This is a genomic window from Williamsia sp. 1138, from assembly GCF_002095435.2.
In the GTDB taxonomy this organism is placed as follows: domain Bacteria; phylum Actinomycetota; class Actinomycetes; order Mycobacteriales; family Mycobacteriaceae; genus Williamsia.
Genome location: NZ_MJEJ02000041.1, coordinates 1 through 21326, shown reverse-complemented (window position 1 = coordinate 21326; position 21326 = coordinate 1). Strand labels below are relative to the sequence as shown.

At 63.8% G+C, this 21326-nt stretch carries 23 protein-coding genes; 14 read left to right on the top strand and 9 right to left on the bottom strand.

The genetic code is table 11. The features are described 5' to 3' along the window. Window positions 1-20: 20 nt before the first annotated feature. Genes BH683_RS11880 through BH683_RS11855 form a run of 6 tightly spaced genes read left to right on the top strand, consistent with a single transcriptional unit; the run spans window position 21 to window position 5866 of the window. On the top strand, window positions 21-1193 hold the full coding sequence (locus BH683_RS11880; protein WP_084836481.1) for an acyl-CoA dehydrogenase family protein: 1173 nt from the start codon (window positions 21-23) through the stop codon (window positions 1191-1193). Window positions 1194-1209: 16 nt separating this feature from the next. Continuing rightward, window positions 1210-2238 (top strand): acyl-CoA dehydrogenase family protein, encoded by a 1029-nt coding sequence (locus BH683_RS11875; RefSeq protein WP_084836480.1) that lies wholly within the window; start codon window positions 1210-1212, stop codon window positions 2236-2238. Continuing rightward, on the top strand, window positions 2235-3386 hold the full coding sequence (locus BH683_RS11870; protein WP_084836479.1) for an acetyl-CoA acetyltransferase: 1152 nt from the start codon (window positions 2235-2237) through the stop codon (window positions 3384-3386). Before BH683_RS11875 ends, BH683_RS11870 begins: the two co-directional genes overlap by 4 nt. Then, window positions 3383-4930 (top strand): class I adenylate-forming enzyme family protein, encoded by a 1548-nt coding sequence (locus BH683_RS11865; RefSeq protein ID WP_246833330.1) that lies wholly within the window; start codon window positions 3383-3385, stop codon window positions 4928-4930. Before BH683_RS11870 ends, BH683_RS11865 begins: the two co-directional genes overlap by 4 nt. After that, on the top strand, window positions 4927-5643 hold the full coding sequence (locus BH683_RS11860; protein WP_084836478.1) for a tyrosine-protein phosphatase: 717 nt from the start codon (window positions 4927-4929) through the stop codon (window positions 5641-5643). The genes BH683_RS11865 and BH683_RS11860 overlap by 4 nt, the downstream gene beginning before the upstream one ends. Window positions 5644-5671: 28 nt before the next feature. Then, window positions 5672-5866: a ferredoxin gene (locus BH683_RS11855; RefSeq protein ID WP_084836477.1), complete on the top strand. Its 195-nt coding sequence runs from the start codon at window positions 5672-5674 to the stop codon at window positions 5864-5866. Between the two features lie 18 nt (window positions 5867-5884). Here the strand turns inward: BH683_RS11855 and BH683_RS11850 are convergent, their stop codons facing one another. Continuing rightward, a complete protein-coding gene (locus BH683_RS11850) occupies window positions 5885-6709 on the bottom strand; it encodes an NAD(P)-dependent oxidoreductase (protein WP_084836476.1) in 825 nt (274 codons plus the stop codon). 229 nt (window positions 6710-6938) lie between these two features. On the opposite strand from BH683_RS11850, the gene BH683_RS11845 reads away from it, so the two are divergent. The 5 genes from BH683_RS11845 to BH683_RS11825 are packed head-to-tail and all read left to right on the top strand — an operon-like array spanning window position 6939 to window position 11697. Further along, a complete protein-coding gene (locus tag BH683_RS11845) occupies window positions 6939-7958 on the top strand; it encodes a phosphotransferase family protein (RefSeq protein WP_084836475.1) in 1020 nt (339 codons plus the stop codon). Between the two features lies 1 nt (window position 7959). After that, window positions 7960-8721 (top strand): SDR family oxidoreductase, encoded by a 762-nt coding sequence (locus tag BH683_RS11840; RefSeq protein WP_084836474.1) that lies wholly within the window; start codon window positions 7960-7962, stop codon window positions 8719-8721. 19 nt (window positions 8722-8740) lie between these two features. After that, complete coding sequence (locus BH683_RS11835) at window positions 8741-10060, top strand: acyl-CoA dehydrogenase family protein (protein ID WP_084836473.1); 1320 nt, start codon at window positions 8741-8743, stop codon at window positions 10058-10060. A 47-nt stretch (window positions 10061-10107) separates the two neighbouring features. Next, window positions 10108-10719 carry a TetR/AcrR family transcriptional regulator gene (locus BH683_RS11830; protein WP_084836472.1) on the top strand — a complete coding sequence of 204 codons (612 nt, stop codon included), beginning with the start codon at window positions 10108-10110 and terminating at the stop codon, window positions 10717-10719. A 9-nt stretch (window positions 10720-10728) separates the two neighbouring features. Then, window positions 10729-11697 carry an NADPH:quinone oxidoreductase family protein gene (locus BH683_RS11825; protein WP_084836471.1) on the top strand — a complete coding sequence of 323 codons (969 nt, stop codon included), beginning with the start codon at window positions 10729-10731 and terminating at the stop codon, window positions 11695-11697. Window positions 11698-11768: 71 nt separating this feature from the next. On the opposite strand, the gene BH683_RS11820 is transcribed toward BH683_RS11825, so the two are convergent. The 5 genes from BH683_RS11820 to BH683_RS11800 all read right to left on the bottom strand — a co-directional run bounded on the left by BH683_RS11820 (window position 11769) and on the right by BH683_RS11800 (window position 16106). Then, window positions 11769-12581 (bottom strand): enoyl-CoA hydratase/isomerase family protein, encoded by an 813-nt coding sequence (locus tag BH683_RS11820; protein WP_084836470.1) that lies wholly within the window; start codon window positions 12579-12581, stop codon window positions 11769-11771. A gap of 5 nt (window positions 12582-12586) precedes the next feature. Then, on the bottom strand, window positions 12587-13510 hold the full coding sequence (locus tag BH683_RS11815; protein WP_084836469.1) for an SDR family NAD(P)-dependent oxidoreductase: 924 nt from the start codon (window positions 13508-13510) through the stop codon (window positions 12587-12589). A gap of 66 nt (window positions 13511-13576) precedes the next feature. Beyond that, on the bottom strand, window positions 13577-14017 hold the full coding sequence (locus BH683_RS11810) for a Zn-ribbon domain-containing OB-fold protein (RefSeq protein WP_084836468.1): 441 nt from the start codon (window positions 14015-14017) through the stop codon (window positions 13577-13579). Between the two features lie 2 nt (window positions 14018-14019). After that, window positions 14020-14844: an enoyl-CoA hydratase-related protein gene (locus BH683_RS11805; protein WP_084836467.1), complete on the bottom strand. Its 825-nt coding sequence runs from the start codon at window positions 14842-14844 to the stop codon at window positions 14020-14022. Beyond that, on the bottom strand, window positions 14841-16106 hold the full coding sequence (locus BH683_RS11800; RefSeq protein WP_084836466.1) for a cytochrome P450: 1266 nt from the start codon (window positions 16104-16106) through the stop codon (window positions 14841-14843). Before BH683_RS11800 ends, BH683_RS11805 begins: the two co-directional genes overlap by 4 nt. Window positions 16107-16252: 146 nt before the next feature. On the opposite strand from BH683_RS11800, the gene BH683_RS11795 reads away from it, so the two are divergent. Then, on the top strand, window positions 16253-16855 hold the full coding sequence (locus BH683_RS11795; protein WP_084836465.1) for a cysteine hydrolase: 603 nt from the start codon (window positions 16253-16255) through the stop codon (window positions 16853-16855). 13 nt (window positions 16856-16868) lie between these two features. Here BH683_RS11795 and BH683_RS11790 read toward each other — a convergent pair whose 3' ends face one another. The 3 genes from BH683_RS11790 to BH683_RS11780 are packed head-to-tail and all read right to left on the bottom strand — an operon-like array spanning window position 16869 to window position 19119. Then, on the bottom strand, window positions 16869-17672 hold the full coding sequence (locus BH683_RS11790; protein ID WP_084836464.1) for an SDR family NAD(P)-dependent oxidoreductase: 804 nt from the start codon (window positions 17670-17672) through the stop codon (window positions 16869-16871). Then, window positions 17669-17875, bottom strand: coding sequence for a hypothetical protein (locus BH683_RS11785; RefSeq protein ID WP_084836463.1), 207 nt, complete (start codon window positions 17873-17875; stop codon window positions 17669-17671). Before BH683_RS11785 ends, BH683_RS11790 begins: the two co-directional genes overlap by 4 nt. A gap of 11 nt (window positions 17876-17886) precedes the next feature. After that, complete coding sequence (locus BH683_RS11780; protein WP_084836462.1) at window positions 17887-19119, bottom strand: amidohydrolase family protein; 1233 nt, start codon at window positions 19117-19119, stop codon at window positions 17887-17889. A 221-nt stretch (window positions 19120-19340) separates the two neighbouring features. Between BH683_RS11780 and BH683_RS11775 the strand changes: the two genes are divergently transcribed. Both BH683_RS11775 and BH683_RS11770 read left to right on the top strand, forming a co-directional pair. Further along, the gene (locus BH683_RS11775; RefSeq protein ID WP_084836461.1) at window positions 19341-20132 is read left to right on the top strand and encodes an SDR family oxidoreductase; all 792 of its coding nucleotides are present in this window, start codon (window positions 19341-19343) and stop codon (window positions 20130-20132) included. Between the two features lie 22 nt (window positions 20133-20154). After that, window positions 20155-21204: an alpha/beta hydrolase gene (locus BH683_RS11770; RefSeq protein ID WP_084836460.1), complete on the top strand. Its 1050-nt coding sequence runs from the start codon at window positions 20155-20157 to the stop codon at window positions 21202-21204. Window positions 21205-21326 lie beyond the last annotated feature (122 nt).

Here is a 21326-nt window from a genome sequence, read left to right as displayed (position 1 = left end):
CGACGACGGAAGGCCCCCACATGGATTTGGACTTCAGCACCGAACAGTTGGAGTTCCGGGATGAGGTGCGCACGTGGCTCCGGGAGAACAAGCCCACCGAGCCCCGCCCCCGCGAGGCCGACGGCATCCGTGAGTACGACACCGCGTGGCAGCGCACCCAGTGGAACGGCGGCTGGGCGGGCATTGCCTGGCCGAAGGAATACGGTGGCGGCGGCCTGACCCTGCTGCAGCAGCTCATCTGGTACGAAGAGTATGCGGCGCAGGGATTTCCAGGAATCGACGCCAACTTCGTCGGGCTCTCGCACGCCGGCCCCACCCTGATCACCAGAGCCGACGAAGCCATGAAAGACTTCCACCTCCGAAAGATCCTGCGCGGAGAAGTGATCTGGTGCCAGGGGTTCTCGGAGCCCGAAGCCGGTTCCGACCTCGCCTCACTGCGCGCCAAGGCCGTCATCGACGGCGATCATCTCGTGGTCAACGGCCAGAAGATCTGGACCAGCTTCGCGACGATCGCCGACTACCAAGAGCTGCTGGTACGCACCGACAACACCGGATCCAAACACCAGGGCATCACCTGGATCATCTGCGACATGGCAACGCCCGGCATCGAGATCCGTCCGATCGAGACCATCGAGGGTGGCGCCGAGTTCTGCGAGGTGTTCTACGACGACGTTCGAATCCCGTTGTCCAACGTCGTGGGTGAGATCAATGACGGCTGGAGTGTCGCGATGTCGACGCTCTCGTTCGAGCGTGGCACCGCATTCACGGCCAACCAGGTCCGTCTCGCCAAGGTCGTCGAGGACCTCATCGAGTTCTCCCGTGACCACGTCGGACCGGACGGCCGCCGCCCCGCCATCGCCGACGACGAGATCGCCCGGCGACTGGCACGTGCCCGCGCGGCCGTGACCTCGCTGCGAGCCATGACGTACGTCGGCATCTGCCGCAGCATGCAGACGGACACCCCGGGCCCCAAGGGGTCGATGCTCAAACTGTTCTACGCCGACTTGGCCAAACAGGTGGCGGAACTGGCGATGGACATCATCGGGACGGACGCCCTGCGCAGCACCTCCCGATGGGACAAGAACGGTTGGGTCGGCAACTACCTCTACGCGTTCTCCCAGTCCATCGGCGGCGGCACCTCCGAGATCCAGCGAAACATCGTCGGCGACCGGGTCCTCGGACTCCCGCGCTGAAGGAAAGAAGCACACCATGAATCTGCTCCCCTCTGACGATCAACTCGAATTGGTCGCTGCCGCCGGAGATTTCATCAGCTCTCGGCCGCCCATCGACGAGATCCGCAAACACCGGGACGATACGACGCTGGTCGATCCCGAAGTCTGGCGCGACGGCGCGGAACTGGGTTTGCTGACACTCGGTCTCGGCGAAGAGTTCGGCGGGTCCGGCCAGTCGATCGACGACGAGGTCATGCTGTTCATGGAGCTGGCCAAACACCTCGCGGTCGGTCCTTTCCTCGCTTCCACCCTGGGCGCCCGGGTCGCCGCCGCCACCGGAGAGGACGAACTCGTCGGCCGGATCGGCGCCGGAACCGCGATGATCGGTCTCGCCGAACTGCGCGGAGACGGAGAGATCGGGGCCGACGGCTTCAAGGGGTCGTTCGACCTCTTGGACTGCGCAGGGTGCAGCCACGCCCTGCTCGTCTCCCGCGAAGGTGCCGCGCTCATCGAACTCAGCGAGTTCGGGGAGATCACCTCAGCCGAATCGGTAGATCCCGGAACGCGATTGGGTGGGGCCACGGTCACCTCGGGCAGCGTCACCGCCTGGCTTCCGGCGGAGACCGAGTGGATCTGGGGCCGGGGTCAGATCCTCGCCTCGGCGTATCTCGCGGGCCTGGCCGAGGCGATCACCGAGATCTGCACCGAGCACGCGAAAACTCGCGAACAGTTCGGGCGTCCGATCGGGGTCCACCAGGCCATCAAACATGCCGTCGTGGACATGGCTGTTCGCGCCGAATCCGCATCGGCACAAACGTTGTTCGCGGCTGCCGCCCTCAAGGCCGACCGCCCCGACACCGAGTTCCAGATCCTGGCGGCCAAGACGGTCGCAGGTCAGGCGGCGATCAGCAACGGCAGCGGCAGCATTCAGGTGCACGGTGGCATGGGCTACACCTACGAGCACAACGCCCACCTCTACCTGAAGCGGGCCATCGTCTACAAGCAGCTGTTCGCCGGCGCGTCCGAAGTACTCGCCGATCTGCTCGATCTGGAGGCCGCACAGTGAATCGCAAAGTTGCCATCGCCGGTATCGCATTGTCCGATGTGGGCAAGGTGGACAACAAGAATGCCTACGAACTCATGGCCCAGGCCAGTCGGCGAGCGCTCGCGGACACCGGCCTGACTCCCGCCGACATCGACGGGCTCGCGTCGACCAGTCAGGGCACGTTGCCCCCCACCGATGTCGGCGAATACCTCGGCATCAAGCCACGGTGGATCGACTCCACCTCGGTCGGCGGGGCGTCATGGGAGGTCATGGTCTCCCACGCCACCGACGCGATCGCCGCCGGGCACGCCGACGTCGTCTTGCTGACCTACGGATCCACCGCACGTGCCGACATCAAGAAGGGACTGCGCGGCGCGAACATCAACTGGGGCGCGCGCGGTCCCTTGCAGTGGGATGCACCCTATGGGCACACCCTGATCTCCAAGTACGCCATGGCCGCCCGCCGGCACATGCACCAGTACGGGACAACGATCGAGCAACTCGCCGAGGTCGCGGTGTCGGCGCGATTCAACGCCGCCGAGAACCCGGAAGCGATGTACCGGGATCCGATCACCATCGACGACGTGCTGTCCGGACCGATGATCGCCGATCCGTTCACGAAGCTGCACTGCTGCATCCGCTCCGACGGTGGGGCTGCGGTCATCCTGGTCGCCGAAGACCGGGTACCCGACCTCAAGTCGCCACCGGTCTGGGTCTTAGGATCGGCCGATGCCACCTCGCACATGCTGACCAGCCAATGGGACGACATGACCGTGGGTCCCGCCGCGGTGACCGGTCCCCTCGCCTTCGAACGGGCCGGCCTCAAGCCGTCCGACGTCGATGTCGCCGAGATCTACGACGCGTTCACCTACATGCTCCTGCTGACCATCGAAGACCTCGGATTCTGCGAAAAGGGCGAAGGCGGTGCCTTTGCGGCCAAGCAGAGCCTGCGCCTCGGGGGCGAGTTGCCGACCAACACCGACGGCGGCGGTCTGTCGGCCTGCCATCCGGGCCAGCGTGGCCTCTTCCTCCTCGTCGAAGCGGCCCGACAGCTGCGGGGCGAGAGTGGTGCCCGACAGGTCCCGGACGCGAAAATCGCCTGTGTCAGCGGAACCGGGGGTTGGTTCTGCTCGAGTGGCACGGTACTGCTCGGCTCGGAAGAGCCGTGACCACCCAGACGCGCTCGACAACGATCCGTCCGCCACTAGAGGACACCTTTGCCAATACTCGCGAACTGCTCGACGCCGCCGCCAGGGTGCACGGAGACCGTGACGCTTACGTCCAGCCAGGATCACGAACCACGTTTGCACAGTGGATATCTCAGTCGAAGGCCGTAGCCCGACACTTCGTCGATGCCGGGGTCGGCAAGGGTGACGTAGTCACGTTGCTGCTCCCCTCCGGAATCGACTACGCCACCTGCTATGCCGCGGCCGCGATGCTCGGAGCCATCACCTCGGGTGTGAACGGTCGACTGGGTCCGACCGAGACCCGATCTATCTTGGCGGTGTCCGCGCCGGCGCTCGTGGTGTACGGATCGCAGCCGCCGCCCGAATTGGAGTCCACCAGAGCGAGCGTGAGCCTCGAAGAACTCCGAACGTGGTATTCCGATCAGGGTGGCGATCTGCCGGCCGTCGATATCGGTCGCGACGATCCGGTGGCCATCATCTTCAGTAGCGGCACCACCGGTCTGCCCAAGGGCGCCTGGTTCGACGCCGCCAACCTCGCCGCCTCCGCCCAGGCCGCCGGGATCATGAGTGCCCCGTACGACCGCCGGATGACATCCACTCCGTTCTCCCATGCCGGATACATGTCCAAGTTGTGGGACCAACTACTCTGGGGCACTGCCCTTGTCATCCCGCCGACGCCATGGACGGCAGCCGGCATGGCGCGCACCCTGACCGATGAACGGGTCACGGTCGGCGGCGGTGTACCGACCCAGTGGGCCAAGCTGCTGGAACAACCTGGTCTCGATCGCACGTCTTTCCCGGACCTCCGTGTCGGTGTCGTCGCCACGGCACCGGCCTCCCCCGACCTGGTCCAACGCACCGCCGAATTGATCGGGGTGCCACTGGTCGTCCGTTACGCCATGACCGAGTCGCCCACAGTCTGCGGGACGGACCCGGAGGACTCTCCCGAGGTCCAGTTCCGGACTGTCGGCCGACCTCAGTACGGGATGACCGTGCACGTCACCGGCAGCGACGGCACCACACTGCCGTCCGGTGAGGTCGGTCGCGTCCGGATCAAGGGCGGATGCGTGATGCGGGGATATTGGCGCGATCCCGAGTTGACGTCCGATGCATTCGATTCCGAAGGGTTCCTCGTGACCGGCGACCTCGGAAAGTTCACGCCGCAAGGCAATCTCGTGTTGGCAGGCCGCTCCGGCGATATGTACATCCGCGGAGGTTTCAACGTCCATCCCGTCGAGGTCGAACAGGTCATCGCCCGCCACACCGCCGTCCGCGATGCCGCTGTCATCGGTCACAGCGCCCCGGTCATCGGTGAGATCGGGGTGGCATTCGTCGTACCGGCCGATCCTGCCCACCCACCGACACTGGCCGAACTGCGGGCTTGGACCAAGACCATGCTGGCCGACTACAAGGCCCCCGATCACGTTGTCGTTGTTGATTCCATCCCCCAGACCGCGATGGCCAAGACCGATCGGGCCCGGCTGAGGGAACTCGTTGTCGCCGATCCACCCCCGGCGCGCTCATGAGCGCGCCGACGATCGATCAATTGGTGAACTTGCGAGATGTCGGGGGTCTGCCCTTGACCACAGGCGGGCACACCGTCTCCGGCGTGCTGTATCGCAGCGATGCGCCCCATGTCGGCGACTCCGTTCCGGCGCACGTCGGTGCGTGGCCACCCGCCACCGTCGTCGATCTGCGATCGGTCAAAGAGCGGCAACGCACCGGGTTCGACTGGGACAGCGGCACCGTCGTGCACCCCCTTCCGCTCAACGACGCGGCCGCGCCCGGCGACGTCCTACCCCCCGACCTGCGCGCTCTCTACCTCACCACGCTCGAGACCAAGGCTGATCGGGCCGCCCGGATCCTGGCGATCGTCGCCCACGGCGACGGACCGGTCCTCGTGCACTGCACGGCGGGCAAAGACCGCACCGGCCTCGTCGTTGCCGCACTGCTGCTGGTCGCGGGCGTCGAACCCTGCGCGGTCCGAGATGACTACCTGGCCACCACAGCCAACATGGCGCTTCTTCGTGATCGGTGGAAAGCCAAGGGACCCAGATCAGCACCGACGATCGCCTTGCCGCGCAGTTGGCTGACCACGTCACCGGAGGCCATCGACGAAGTGATCGGTCATCTCACCGGATGGCCTGGCGGCGTGGACGGATGGTTCGCCGACGCCGGCGCCGCGGAGACCGACTTACACCACTGGCGACGCCGACTCACCCTCGGCGACACGCCCTGAACTGCCACACGACTCTTAGGAGATCACCATGCGGATCCACATCGCCCTCGACGAATGCGAGGCGCACGGGATGTGCGCCCTACACGAGCCCGATCTGTACGAACTCGACGATGACGGTTACGCCGCCGACGCGGATTTTCCTGTCCCCCAGGGTATGGAGGCCGCAGCACGCAACGGCGCAAGTCGCTGCCCGATGAGCGCGATCAAGGTCGTCGAGGACTGACAGCTCGTCGTGGACCATTCACCGAGACGGATCTGCGCGCAACTCCAGCGGTCCGTCGACGGCGACGTCGCCGAGGACTCCTTCCTGTGCACCGAGATCTCGCACCGCATCGAGGCACACCGCGATGTCCTTGCTGAGAAACGGGCGCGCCCGGTCCACAAAGTTCGCCAGTCCGCCGACTTCGACGACTCGCTTGGATGCCGAGCTGGCACCGCTGCAGTGCTGCACCGCATCCAAGAGACCGTCAACTTCGATGCCGAGTTCCCGGCCGAGCCTCACAGCGTCCGCAACCAGTTGGAGGTTGGCGGCGAACAGCAGGTTGTTGATCAGTTTCACCTTCAACGCAGATCCGAGCTCTCCGGTCCGAACAATCTGTTGTGCATAGCTTTCCAGGATTGGCACTGCGCGGTTGATCGGCTCGAGGTCTCCGCCGAGCAACACAGTCAACGTACCGGCAAGGATCTCATCCGCAGTCCCACTGATGGGCGCGTCGACCACGTTTACCCCGCCCGCTGCCGCAACGTCGGCGAGTCGACGGATCGTCTCGACGCTACCCGTGGTGTGCGAGACCAACGTGCTTCCGACTTTCATCGCAGCGATGAGACCTCCGTTGCCCAGCGCCACATCCTCGAGCTGCAGGTCTAAGAACAGCGTGCAGACGACGACGTCGCACGGCCCGAGCTCCGCCACTGACGGTGCCGAATACGCTCCCCGGGCCCGCAATCTGTCCAGTACTTTGTCCCTGCGGGCATACACATGCACTTCGTGGCCCGCCGCGAGCATGCGTATCACCATGGGCTCACCCATCTGGCCCGCACCGACAAAGCCCACTACTGAAGGCATTCCTCATCCTCTCCACCGAGAACCGGGCCAAGTCACCCACATCCGTTCGAGTGCGATCCAATCATCCACGCGCCGAACCGATGTCCCCGACCATAGGGCCGTGCGACCTGGCGAGTCAACATCCAGCACGGCTGGCGGTCACATCTGAACCTCATTTTGGGAACCTCTTGACCTCCATAATGGAGAACGCTATTCTCCAGGTATCGACATTCTCGATTCGGAGGTAGCTGTGGAAAATCAAGAAGACAAGGCCGCGTTGGCCAAATGGCTCGATGACGTCGGGGCACCCGGCATCGGTGAGGCACCGGAGATCGAACGCCTGACCGGTGGATCTCAGAACGAGCTGTTCACTGTCACACGTAGTGGCCTCACCGGTGTGCTGCGGATGCCGCCGACGGGCGCCGACGATGCCCGGCTCGATGGGTTGCGCCGTGAGTTACGACTACTGGCCGCACTCAAGGGTTCTGAAGTTCCTCACGCCGAACTCATCGGTGGCGAGCCGACCGGCGAGGTACTGGGATCGCCGTTCTATCTGATGGAGGCCATCGACGGGTGGAGCCCGACAGGGTCGTGGGCCGCGCCGTTCGACACCGACCTCAAAGCCCGCGGCGAGCTGGCGTTCGAACTGGTCGGCGGAATAGCCCAGCTGTCCAAGGTGGACTGGCAGGCCCGCGGTCTGACGGGATTCGGACGGCCGGAGAACTTTCACGAACGTCAGGTAGACCGCTGGCTCGCGTTCTTGGAAAGCTACCGGTTCCGTGAACTCCCCGGGCTCGACGTAGCCGCGGACTGGCTTCGCAACAACCGGCCGGCCAGCTGGTCTCCGGGAATCATGCACGGCGACTATCAATTTGCGAACGTGATGTTCGAGAACGGTGCGCCGGCGAAGCTCGCGGCGATCATCGACTGGGAGATGACCACCATCGGTGATCCCCTGCTCGACCTCGGTTGGGCACTGCTGGGCTGGGACGGCGAATCCCCGAAGACCGACTTCTACGTCGACCTCGAGGGCATGCCGAAACGGTCAGAACTGATCGCCCATTACGAGAAGATCAGCGGGCGGTCGACAGCTGACATCCACTACTACCTGGTGCTGGCCAACTGGAAACTCGGTGTGGTCCTCGAGAAGAGCTACGCGGCACTGGTCAAGGGCGACCGCAAGGACGACAAGATCGAGACTTTCGGCCCACTGATCCTCGACCTGATCGCGACCGCCGCCGACCTGACCACGCAGAAAGAGAGTGTGTGACATGGGATATGCCGATACTCTGTTCGATCTGACCGACAAGGTGGTCGTCGTCACCGGCGGGAGCCGCGGCCTGGGGCGTCAGATGGCTTTCGGTGCGGCGCAGTGCGGGGCCGATGTGGTGATCGCCAGTCGCGACTTCGAGTCGTGCGCGACCACGGCCAAGGAAATCGAGGACGCGACCGGCCGCACCGCCATGCCTTTCGGGGTTCACGTCGGTCGCTGGGATCAACTCGACGGACTGACCGACGCCGTCTACGACCGATTTGGTCGCGCGGATGTCCTGATCAACAATGCCGGAATGTCCCCGGTCTACGACTCGGTGTCCGACATCAGCGAGAAGATGTTCGACTCGGTGGTCAACCTCAATCTTAAAGGACCTTTCCGCCTTTCGGTCCTCTTCGGTGAGCGGATGGCGAAGGCCGGCGGTGGATCGATCATCAACGTCAGCTCGACTGGTTCCATCCGGCCAGCGCCCTGGATCATTCCCTACGCCGCGGCCAAAGCCGGGCTCAACGCACTCACCGAGGGCCTGGCACTGACCCTGGGACCCACCGTCCGCGTCAACACACTGATGTCCGGGCCGTTCTACACCGACGTCAGCAAACATTGGGATCTCGAGGCGACCAAAGAGGCAACCAAAGCCCACGCCCTACAGCGGGCCGGCGATCCACCCGAAATCATCGGCGCCGCCCTCTATCTGATGTCCGGCGCATCCAGCTACACCAGCGGCGCGACCCTTCGGGTCGACGGCGGCATCCCGTGAACACGAAGGAGCATTGACCATGACATGGGACTTTTCCACCGAACCGGAATTCCAGGAAAAGCTCGACTGGATAAAAACATTCGTCGAGCAGGAAGTCGAGCCCCTCGACGTCCTCTTCCCCGGATGTGAGTATCTGCCACTCGACGATGAGCGTCGCAAGATCGTCGACCCACTCAAACAACGAGTCCGCGATCAAGGATTGTGGGCCGCGCACCTGGGCCCCGAGCTCGGTGGACAGGGTTACGGTGCCGTCAAACTGACACTCATCAACGAAATCCTCGGTCGGACCGACTGGGGACCCATCATCTTCGGCACCCAGGCACCCGACACCGGCAACGCCGAGATCCTGGCCCGGTTCGGGACCGACGCTCAACGTGAGCGCTACCTCGCGCCGCTGCTCGCCGGTGAGGTCTTCTCGTGCTTCTCGATGACCGAACCCCAAGGCGGGGCCGATCCGGGTGTGTTCACCACCCGCGCCGAGCGCGACGGCGACGACTGGATCATCACCGGCAGCAAATACTGGTCGTCGAACGCGGCGGTCGCATCGTTCTTTATCGTCGTCGCGATCACCAACCCCGACGTCTCGGTCCACAAAGGCGCCACCACCTTCCTGGTCCCGGCCGAATCCGAAGGTGTGGTCATCGAGGCCAGTCACCACCTGTTCGGAGCCCACCGGCACGAACCCGGACATTCACTGGTCCGCTACGAGAGCGTCCGGGTCAGCAGTGATGCGATGCTCGGCACCGAGGGCGCCGGGTTCGAGGTCGCCCAGTCCCGGCTGGCCGGCGGCCGATTGCATCACGCCATGCGGTCCATCGGTGTCGCCCAGAAAGCCATCGACATGATGGCCGAACGGGCCCTGAGTCGTGAGACCAAAGGCTCGTTGCTCGCCGACAAGCAGCTGGTGCAGGCCGCGATCGCCGACTCCTACACCGAGCTCATGCCGTTCCGCTTGGCCGTGCTGCACGCTGCCTGGCTGATCGACGAACGCGGTGAGCACGCGGCCCGAACCGACATCGGTGCTCTCAAGGTGCTCACACCCAAGGTGCTCCAGTCGATCACCCTGCGGGCCATCCAGATCCACGGCGGGCTGGGGGCCACCGAGCAGCTACCACTTGTGGACATGCTGATGACCGGCATCGCCCTGGGACTGGCCGACGGACCCACCGACGTCCACAAGATGAATCTGGCTCGCGGCCTGCTCAAGGGTTACAAGGCCGACGACCCCATGTGGCCGTCGCAGTTCCTCGGACGCAAGATCGAGGCGGCGCAGATCAAGTACGGCGATCTGGTCGACGCCGTACCGACGGTACCGGCCGGACCTCCGAACGGTCCGTGACGACGAGCGATATCCTCGAATCTCGCAGTCATCATCAGGAGTCGCAAATGAGTTCACGTGCAACCGCGGCGGTCGACCGGGCGCTGGACAAGAGGCAGCGCCAGGCGACTGCCGATGTCGAGCGAATCCTGGTCGCCGCGGCTGCCGTGATGGAACGGACCACTCCCGCCGACCCGAGGGTGTCCGACATCGTTGCCGAAGCGGGTACCTCGAACAAGACCTTTTACCGATACTTCACGGGCAAGGACGATTTGATCCTGGCCGTGATGGAGCGCGGTATCGGAATCGTTGCGTCGTATCTCGACCACCAGATGTCCAAGGAATCCGAACCCACTGCGCAGATCGCCCGGTGGATCAGGGGCGTGCTCGCACAGGTGGGTGATCCCCAGCTCGCGAACATGAGTCGGGCGGTCACCCGGCAACTCAGCGTCACCCAGAACTCGGGGCAGGCAGACCTGCGGGTCACCCAGCCGTTACGCGATCTGCTGTACCGGCCCGTCTCCGAATTGGGTATCGACGAACCTGATCGCGCCACCGACACGGTGTTCACGGCGGCGCTGGGAATGATGCGCAGACAACTCTCGTTGGACCAGCCCGCGGTCGCCGACGATGTCGATTACTTCATCTCGTTCTGCCTGAAAGGGCTTGGAGCAGAATAGGTTTCTCATATGCGTGCAGCGATCTGCCGGCAGTACGGTCCACCGGAGGTGATCGAGGTCGGAGAGTTTCCCGACCCCGAACCGGCGGCGGATGACGTCCTGGTGGCCGTGCGGTCAGCCGCAGTCAACTTTCCCGACGTGCTCGTGCTGGCCGATGAGTACCAGCGCTCGACCCCGTTGCCCTACGTGCCAGGAAGCGAGTTCGCCGGCGTCGTGACAGACGCCGGCACCGACAGCGGCTTCGCCCCTGGCGACCGTGTGTACGGCACCGTCCCCACCGGGGCGTTCGCAGAGTGTGTGACTCTTCCCGCAGGTCAGGTGCAGCGAATGCCGGACGCCGTCGACTTCGACGCCGCTGCGGGCTTCGGGGTCGCGTACACGACGGCCTACCACGCGCTGAGCACTGCGGGCGGAATCCGCCGCGGTGACTGGATCGTCGTCATCGGTGCAGCCGGTGGTGTCGGGCTGGCGACGGTCGATCTCGCCCGCCATCTCGGCGCTCGGGTGATCGCGGCGGCCTCCGGCCACGAGAAGACGGCGTTCTGCCTCGACAGAGGAGCCACCGCGGCCGTCGACTATCGGAACGAGGATCTGCGGCGTCGAATCAAGGAGATCACCGGTGAGGGCGCACATGTTGTCGTCGACCCTGTGGGCGGCGCAGCGTCGGAATCCGCGCTGCGGGCCCTGCGCCGCGGAGGAACGTTCGTCACCGTCGGCTACGCATCCGGCGAGATACCGGCGATCCCACTCAATCTTGTTCTACTCAAGGGGATCACGATCACAAGCGTGGACATCGGAACGATGTCCATCCATCATCCCGACGTCGAAAAGCAAGGCCGGGCCGAACTACACCGACTGTTCGCGACCGGTGCACTGACGCCCTATGTGCACGAGGTGTACCCACTGGCCGAGACCGCGGCAGCACTTCGCCACGTAGCCGACCGCAAAGCGCTCGGCAAGGTCATCATCCGTCCCTGACCCAACCGATGATGTGCCCTTTTGGCGAACATAACCCCAGGTCGGGTCCGCCAAAAGGGCACATCATCGGATTAGAGGCGGCCTTCGACGCGAAGCTCTTCGGGCACCCAGGAGGGTGAGCGGCGTTCCTTGAAGGCACGAAATCCCTCGATTGCCTCGGCTCCGGTTTGGCTCTGCCGCATGGCGATCCGATCGAACAGCCCAAGATAGTCGTCCAGGCTCTTCTTGATGTCGAGTCGCGCTACCGGCGCGGTCCGGCAGATACCGGTCAAGATCTCGGTCGCGCGTTCCATGAGCTGGTCGTGCGGTACGACCCGGTTCACGAGTCCCCAGTCCAGTGCTTCATCAGCGGTGAGCACCCGTCCGGTCAGCATGAGATCCCGGGTCCGGACCGGGCCGATGGTCCGCGCCAGAATCTGCGCGTAGTACGTATCGCTGATGCCGCGGAGGAGTTCCGGGACCCGGAAGGTCGCCCGCTCGCTGACCACCGAGATATCGCTGCAGAGCGTGATCATGAACCCGCCACCCTGGCAGATGCCGTTGACAGCCACCACGACGGGCAACGACGTGACGCGCAGCGAGTCGAACGGAGTGGCGTCCATTCCGAGATGGCCCATGTCCATCCAGTCGTCGACACCGGTCCGTCCGAGATCGCCACCGGGTATGAAGACGTCACCGGTGCCGGTCAGGATCAACCCGTGGATATTCGGATCTGCCTCGCAGTGAGCAATGGCGTATCGCAGACCGAAGTACATCGCCGGACTCAGCGCATTGCGCGCGTCCGGACGATCCACCGTCACCACCGCGAAGGGGCCGCGTCGTTCCAGGTCGAGGAACGGAGTGCCCAGCCAGTCCCCTTCGGGCGGACGCGGCGAAGACGACATCGCGACTATCCGCCCATACGTAGACCCGAGGCGCGCGTACCGAACAGGTCGATACCCATGATGCTACCGAGCTTGTTGGCATCCCAACGTTTTCCACCGTTGGACACCACGCTGATGGGTGTCCAGCCCTTGAGCCACTGGATGTTCTCGCCGAGCGCCTTGATGACCTGGCCGCTGACGTGTCCGGCTTCCGGGCTCGCAAGCCACGCGACGACCGGCGAACCCAGAGACGGATCCTTGGGATCGAACTCGTCCTCGGAACGCTCATCGGGTTCGATCGGAGCTGCGGCGCCGGCCATGGTGGCGGACATGCGAGTGCGCCCACCCGGGCTGATGGCGTTGACCGTTGCACCCGTCGACGCCAGTTCGAGACTGAGCGTCTGCGTCAGACCAACGATGGCCGCCTTTGCTGCGCTGTAGTTGGTCTGTCCGAAGTGGCCCTGCAGGCCGGCACCGGATGTGGTGTTGATGATGCGGCCGTAGACCTTCCCACCGGTCTCCTTGGATTCGTCACGCCACTTACGGGCGACGGCGCGGCTGGTCAACCAGCTGCCGCGCACATGCACGCGCATCACGAGATCGAAGTCGTCGACACTCATGTTCCAGATGGCTTTGTCCCGGACGATTCCGGCGTTGTTGACGACGATGTCGAGGCGGCCCAGCTGTGAGTACGCGCGTTCGACGAGCAGGTCGACCGACTCTTCGTCACCGACATCGCTGAAGTCCGAGATCGCCTTGCCACCACGATCTTCGATGATCTGGACGACCTCGTCGGCGACTTTGCCGGTGCCCTGACCATCGAGGGAGGTACCCAGGTCGTTGACGATCACGGTGGCGCCGTGTTTCGCGAGTTCGAGTGCGTGGCCCCGTCCGATGCCGTGTCCGGAACCGGTGACCAGTGCAACCTTGCCGTCGAGCAATCCGCTCATAGTGGTGGTACTCCCTCTTGAATAGATATGTGTATGCGACCGTCTGAACACGGTCCCGTCGAAAGATCAGGCCGGGCGAAATATGATCGCCGTGAAGTCATCGGTGATCGGACGGAATCCGACCGTCACCGGCATCCCGACCTCGAGGTCGGCGGGTTCGCAGTCCTCCATGTTGGTCATCAACCGCGGGCCCTCGTCGAGTTCGACGATGGCCGCAACATAGGGCAGTCGTTCTTTGAACGGATGCAGATCGTTCATGTAGACCGTCGAGTACGTGTACAGCGTTCCGCGACCGGTTGATTCGATGCTGGTCACGTTCTCGCTCCAGCAGGACGGGCAGAACGGCCGCGGATAATGATGGACCTTGCCGCAGTCCTCACATTTCGCGATGAGGAGTTTGCCCTCAGCCGCTGCGTCCCAGTACGACTTGGTCGCGGTCTCGACTGTCGGGATGTCTGCGCGCGGCTTCGCGGGCCTGGTCGCATCCGACTTAGCTGTCCCCGCCATCGTCACCACCCCACAAAGTTCGCCGGCCGCTTCTGCACGAACGCCTGGACACCCTCGCGGGCATCCAGTGAATACGACTGGATCTCCTGGGCCATGGCCTCGGTCACGAACGATCCGGCGCGGTCGACGTCGGGAGATTCGTTGAACAGCCGCTTGGTCAAGCCGATCGCGCTGGTGGGGGCGCCCGCCAATCGGTGGACGTAGTCGTCGATGGCTGCGTCGAGGTCTTCCGCCGGCACAACCTTGTTGACGAGACCGAGATCGAATGCTTCGGTAGCCGAGAGCTTTTCGCCGAAGAACGCCATCTCTTTGGCCTTCTGCATACCGATACGACGGGGCAGCAGGTAGGCGCCGCCACCGTCCACGACAAGTCCACGTTTGACGAAGGACTCCGCGAAGTAGGCATTGTCGGTCGCGACCACCAGGTCAGAGGCGTACGCGAGATGGGCACCGATACCGGCTGCCGCACCCTGGACCGCCGTGACCACCGGTTTGCTGCAATCGAGCACAGAGGCGACCAGCCGCTGCGCACCACCCATGATGGTCTTCATCGGTCCGGTGGTCCGCTTAACGTCCTTCGCATGACCGTCGGCGAGTTTCACCACATCGGCTCCGGCACAGAACTGTCTGCCCCGGGCCCGCAACACCACAACGCGCACCTCATGGTCGACGCTCGCGTCGGTGAACAGATCGATCAACCTGTTGCGGTCGTCGGGCCGGATCGCATTGGCCGCCTTCGGACGGTTCAGATTAATCGTGAGGACGCCGTCGGCCAGCTCGCTCTGGATGGCTTCCTCTTCGATCCGCACGTCTGTCACATCCGTCATCGCGGAGCCACGGTGTACTCGGCGCGAAGGTGCTTGATCCCGTTGAGGAAGTTCGACCGCAACCGCACCGGCTCCCCTACTGCCCGGATGTCCGGATACCGCTCGAAGAGCATGCGGAAGGCGACGTCGAGTTCGAGCCGGGCCAGATGTGCACCCAAGCAGAAGTGCGCGCCGGCGCCGCCGAATGCCACGTGAGGGTTGGGATCCCGGGTGATGTCGAACTTCTCGGGGTCATCGAAGATGGTCTCGTCGCGGTTGGCCGAGGTGTACCACATCACGACCTTGTCGCCCTCGAACAATTCGAGGTCCCCCAGCATCACGCCATCGCGCGTCACCGTCCGGCGGAAGTGGATGACCGGTGTCGCCCAGCGGAGCATCTCTTCGATGGCCGTCGTCGCGTACTCCTCGTAGTCCGACAGCCAGAGGTCACGTTGTTCCGGATGCTGGGTCAGAACGTGGAGACCGTGCGAAATCACATTGCGAGTGGTCTCGTTGCCGGCACCGACCAGCAAGATGAAGAATTTCGCCATCTCCTGCGGAGTAAGGTTCTCATCGTCAGCGGCGACCAGTTTGGTGATCAGATCGTCCTGCGGGTTGGCGATCCGGTCCTCGGCGAGATCATTGAGGAGCGCGATGAGCGCCTCACTCGCCGCGGTGACCGCCTTGCCGATTCCTCGGGCCGACTGGTCCTCGATGTACTCCGAGTCCGACGCACCGAGAATGGTGTTGGTCGCCTCCAGGATGAATTTCTCGTGCTCACGCGGGATTCCGAGCAGGTTGTCGATGATACGAAGAGGCAACAACGACGCGAACTCCTCCACGAAGTCGCACTCCCCCGTCTCGGACATCTCGTCGAGGATTTCGCTGACGGTCTCCTCGATCTCGTCTCGCAGCCCCGACAGATTGCGGGCGGTGAATCCACGCGAGACGATCTTGCGCAGACGCGCATGCTCAGGGTTGTCCATGTCGATGATGGAACCGCGATATTCCTGGAGCTCGGCCGGCTGGTCGAAGATCTGCGTTCCGCCGATTCCCGACGAGAAGTCCTCGGGACGCCGGCTCACTTCAAGGATGTCCTCGTAGGTGGTCAAGGCCCAGAAGCCCTTGGGTCGCGAGCCTTCCTTGGCCGGTCCCAGCGGAACGAACATCCGCGGCCGGTCACGGCGCAGGCTTGCGAAGGCCGCGTCCCGTTCGGCCGGCGACTGCTGCCACCAGGAAAGGTCATGTAACGGGGTCGACGCGATCTCGTCGGTTTCGATCATGGGCACCGCCTCTGATAGATATGCTGGATTCATTCTGGCATTGGTGTCACGTTTTGGCAACCGTGCTGAACTGCATGTTCAGTCTTTTCTATTGCACGCTATCCGAACATAACTGGCTACCACGTCACTTCAATCACGGAGGAAGAATGACCAAATACGCCGCACCCGCCCTTGTTATCAGCGAATGTCAGCAAGGGCTGCTCGATCCACCCCCGGGTGCCTTCTCCGGGCTCGCCGAGCAGGCCGCGGACCGCCGGCTGGTCGAGCACACGGCAGAGCTGGCCCGCGCCTTTCGCGCGCGTTCATTACCCGTGGTGCACTGCATCATTTCCCATCGCGCCGATCAGATGGGCATGGTGCCCAATTCCTACCTCGGAAAGCTCGCCATCCGTGGCCGGATGATGGTCGAGGGGACCCCGGACGTCGCGATTCCCGCCGAGCTCGGGCCCGAGCCCACCGACCTGGTCAGCTCGCGCGCAACCGGTCTGACGGCGTTCTACGGCACCAATCTCGATGCCATGCTCCGTTTACAGCGTGTTCAGACCCTTGTCCTGGCCGGCATCTCCACCAACGTCGCGATTCCCGGACTGGCGATGGAAGCCGTGAACCGGGGGTACGACATCGTCCTCGCCGAGGACTGCACCGCCGGGACAACCGCTGAAGGCCACGACTACATGGTGAAGAACATGCTGGCGATGCTGACGCGAATCACCCCGGCAGCCGACGTGATCGGCCGGCTGCCGGGGTGATGATCCGCGATATTCAGTTGGTGGCGAACGCCGCAGCTTCCGCGTCGGACACCGCATCACCGTTGATGGAGAACCCTCCGTCGACGGTGACCATCGAACCTGTGGCAAAGGCCGCCTCGTCGGAAGCCAGATAGGTTGCCGCGTATGCAATATCCATCGGGTTGCCGATACGGGTGAGGCGACCCCCGCCGGTGTGGTGCCCGGAATCCCCACGCCCGGAGACCACTCGGCCCACCAGGATGCAGTTCGCCCGGATGCCGTCAGGGCCACCTTCGACGGCGAGCGAGCGCGTCAGGCTCGTCACCGCGGACTTGGCCGCTCCGTAGGCGCCGAAGCCCTTGAAGCCCGCGATCGCTTGTCCCGACGAGATGTTCAAGATCGACGCACCCTCCGCCGACACCAGATGTGGCCAGGCGTACTTCGATGCCCAGAACACATTTCCGGTCAGGGTTCCGGTCATGATCGAATCCCATTCGGCGGTGGTGTATTCGTGCAGCGGCTTCACCGTCGTGGCGACCACCTCGGTCGGAGCCGCGTTGTTGACGAGAGTCGACAGTCCACCGAACCGCGCCACCACTGCATCGATCGTGCTTCGCACGCTGTCCTCAGAGGTGACGTCGAGTGGGAAGAACTCGGCCTCACCACCCGCATCGCGGATGAACTTCACGACCTTGTTGCCACGCTCGACGGTTCGTCCGGTCACAGCGACCTTGGCACCCTCGGCGGCGAAGTGCTGAGCGATGGACCGCCCGATACCCCGAGTGGAACCGGAAACCAATGCCACTTTGCCCTGTAGGCGCGGGCCCTGTGCGCTCACAATGAATCCCTCAAGTTCTCCATGGCCACTAGTCTGCGCCTCGTCAAGGTCAGCGAATCCTCACTGCTTTGAACAGATTCGAGATCTTTGAGCTTGTTCCGCTCGATCTCGATTTCCTCGTCGAGACGATCACGGGATTCTTCGCGGGTGAGCAGGTCCTGATCGATCCAGTCGGCTGCATCGATGTCTTTTCCGTGGGCCATGTCAGACGTCCCTACAGTGCCGCGGCCTCGACGCGCGGGAAGTTGTACAACTTGCGCGCGTTGAGTTCGACGATCTTGTGGGCTTCGTCGTCGGGAACCTCGGCGAGGAGCTTCTCGGTGTACCGGCGACTGTTGGGCCAGTTGGAATCCGAATGCGGGTAGTCGCATTCCCAGGTGATGTTGTCGATGCCGACCTTGTGGCGACGGGCCACGCCTTCGTGGTCATCGATGAAGCAGCCGTAGATATTCGAACGGAACAGATCCGAAGGGCGGACCTCTTTGTTGACGTTCTGGTACCAGCGGTGCTTCTCCCACGTGAGGTCGATCCGCTCGAGCAGGTAAGGCATCCAGCCAATTCCACCCTCGGACAGTGCAACCTTCAGGTTCGGGAACTTGTAGAACACCGGCGAGAACAGCAGATCGGCGGTCGCGTACATCGAGTTGGTACCAAACAGCGCGATCATCACCGCCATCGGTGCTTCCGGGGAGGTGATGGGCGCACGGCCCGACGACCCGAAGTGCATGCACAACGGCAGTTTGGTCTCCTCGGCGGCGCGGAATACCGGATCCCAGTGATCGGTGTAGAACGACGGAAGGCCAAGCGAAACCGTATTTTCCGGGAACGTGATGGCCTTCGCACCCTTGGCTGCGCAGCGGTAGATCTCGGCCGCGGCCTCTTGTGGATCCCACAACGGCAGAATGATCAGTGGGATGATGCGATCCGGTGCCGCTGCCGCCCACTCATCGAGGTGGAAGTCGTTCCAGGCCTTCACCGACAGCAGGGCGAGCTCTTTGTCCTTGCCCTCGAGGAACACCGTGCCGGCGAAGCGCGGGAACGACGGGAAGCACAGGGCAGCCTGCACGCCGTCGATGTCCATGTCGGCGACACGGGCCTTGGGGTCGTAGCAGCCGGGCAGCATGTCCGAGTAACGCGTCGGATCCATGCCGTACTCCTGCGGCTTCTTTCCGGCAACCGCATTCAAACCGATGTTCGGGTAGATGCGTCCTTCGTAGGTCCACACCTCAGCGATTTTCTTCTGAGCGGCACGGCCACCCTCGCCGCGCGCGGCGTCGAGAAGCAGAGCCGAGAGGCCCTCATCGCCGTGTTGCTCGCTCATGTCCATCTCGACGATCCGGGGACCCTGATCGAGGAACTTCTGCGGTAACCGCGTCGACCAGACATCCGGTGGCTCGATCAAGTGATCGTCGACTGAAATCAAATGCATGTAATCCTGGAGCGGCACAACGCCTCCTGCTACGTATGACGGGCTGAAGAAGAAACGGGGCACCTGTGACTACGGCGCCGTTCCCGTGTATCTGACACTACGTCACGCTAGTGACAGCGATCACAACTGTCAAGCCCTACCAGCATCTTTCTTCGATATACAGAAAACTCACTGGCCCTCGAGCCAACCAGGTACCGTTTGTGTCTGACATCAATGTCACTAGAGAAGGTTGGTTGCCAGTGGACTTGCAGGTACGTGACAAACGGTTTGTCCTCATCGGCGGTACCGCGGGGATGGGGCTCGCGACCGCGAAGGTCCTCGCAGAGGACGGCGCCTCGCTGGTCCTCGTCGGCCGGGATGATTCGCGAGCCCGATCCGCCGCTCGCACCGCCGAAGAGGCCGGTGCCACGAAGGCGTTCGGAATCGCCCACGACGCGAGCGTCGCCGGCGGCGCTCAAGCCGCCATCGACGCCGCTGTCGACCTTCTGGGTGGTATCGACGGACTGTCCGTGACCATGGGAACCGAAGGTATGGTCCCGGTCGAATCGACGGACGACGTCTGGACGTCTGCATTCCGTGACGTCCTCCTGGCCACCACCCGATCGGTCGAGGCGGCCCTTCCCTACTTGACGCAGTCTCGCGGCACCGTCGTCACCACTGCCGCATACTCGATCCGCTCCCCCGAAATCGCCAGGCTCCCTTACGCCTCGCTGAAGGCCGGTGTCGCGGTCTTCACGAAGGGAATCGCAAAGACCTACGGCAAGCACGGCATCCGAGCGAACTGCGTCTGTCCAGGCGCCGTCGAGACCGGTCCAATGGCGGCACTGCGTATCCAGCTCGCCGAGCAACGCGGTTACCCACTGGAGACCGCACTCGAACGAGTCATGGTCGAAGAGTGGGGATTTGACGCGGCCTTGGGCCGGCCCGGCAAACCCGAAGAGGTCGGCGAGCTGATCGCTTTCCTCCTGTCACCACGCGCGGGTTTTCTCACCGGGTCCCTCATCAACATCGACGGTGGCACGAACTTCTAGCTCGAGGAAAGTAGGTAAAGCGATGAAACTCACCCTTCCACTCCGCTATTGCATCGTCCCGGTGATCGCATCTGCCGTGGCCGTCGGACTGTGCGCACCGGTTGCCGGCGCAACCCCACCTCCGACCGCCGGGTGCACTGAGGTCTCGGTTCCGGTCACGCTCGATCCCAGCGGCCCGGACACCTCCCACATAGCCGGTAGCTACTGCCTCCCGAGCGGTGATCCGGGAACCACTCTGCAGATTCTGATACCGGGCGCGACCTATGACCGCTCGTACTGGGACTTCCCTGGATTCGACGGACGGTACTCGTACGTCGCGCACGCCTTGGAATCCGGAAGCGCGACACTGGCGATCGATCCCATCGGCGTCGGGGCGAGCTCGAAGCCACCAGGCGCTCAGGTCTCCGCGTACACGGCCGCGCAGACTGTTCACGAAGTGATCGCAGCCGCCCGCAACGGCCACTTGGGCCGTCGCTGGGAGAAGATCGTGCTGGTCGGCCACTCGTTCGGTTCCCTCACGGCCATGATGGAGGTCGGCACCTATCGCGACGTCGACGGACTGGTGATAAGCGGCGCCTCGCACGCTCCCGGACCGGCCGGAATCCTGCAGATCCAAGGAACCGTGCGGCCCGCACTTCTCGATCCCCTCACCAAGAACTCCGTGCCCGCGGGCGACTACACCTACCTCAGCGTGCCCGACGCCCGAGCGAAAGCTTTTCATGCACCTGGCGACTCGGATCCGGCGGTCGTCGCCGCCGACGAGGCGAGCCGGGTTGCCGGGACGATCGGCGTTCTCGCGACCATCCCGGTGTTCATCCCGACGACCTTCGACATCGACGTCCCCGTGCTCATCGCAAACGGTCGCGCCGACAAGGTCTTCTGCGCCCAGGGCGGAGGTGGTTCGCTCACCGACTGCACCGATGCCGAGAGCCTCTACCGGTCCGAACAACCGTTCTTCCCCAAGGCCGACCTCAGCACGTACGTACTACCGAGGGCGGGGCATTCGATGAACCTCGCCCTGAACAATCGGGAGTTCTTCGACCATGCGCTCTCGTGGATCGATGGGATCTGATCCGCCCTGGGCCACCGGTAGAGGTCTACCCTCATCTGAATTCCCAGTGCCCACCCGCAATTCGGAAGTTGTCAACCTGTCTGAGACAGGTGTGGGTTTTTCGATTGTTCGGCCTGTTCGGC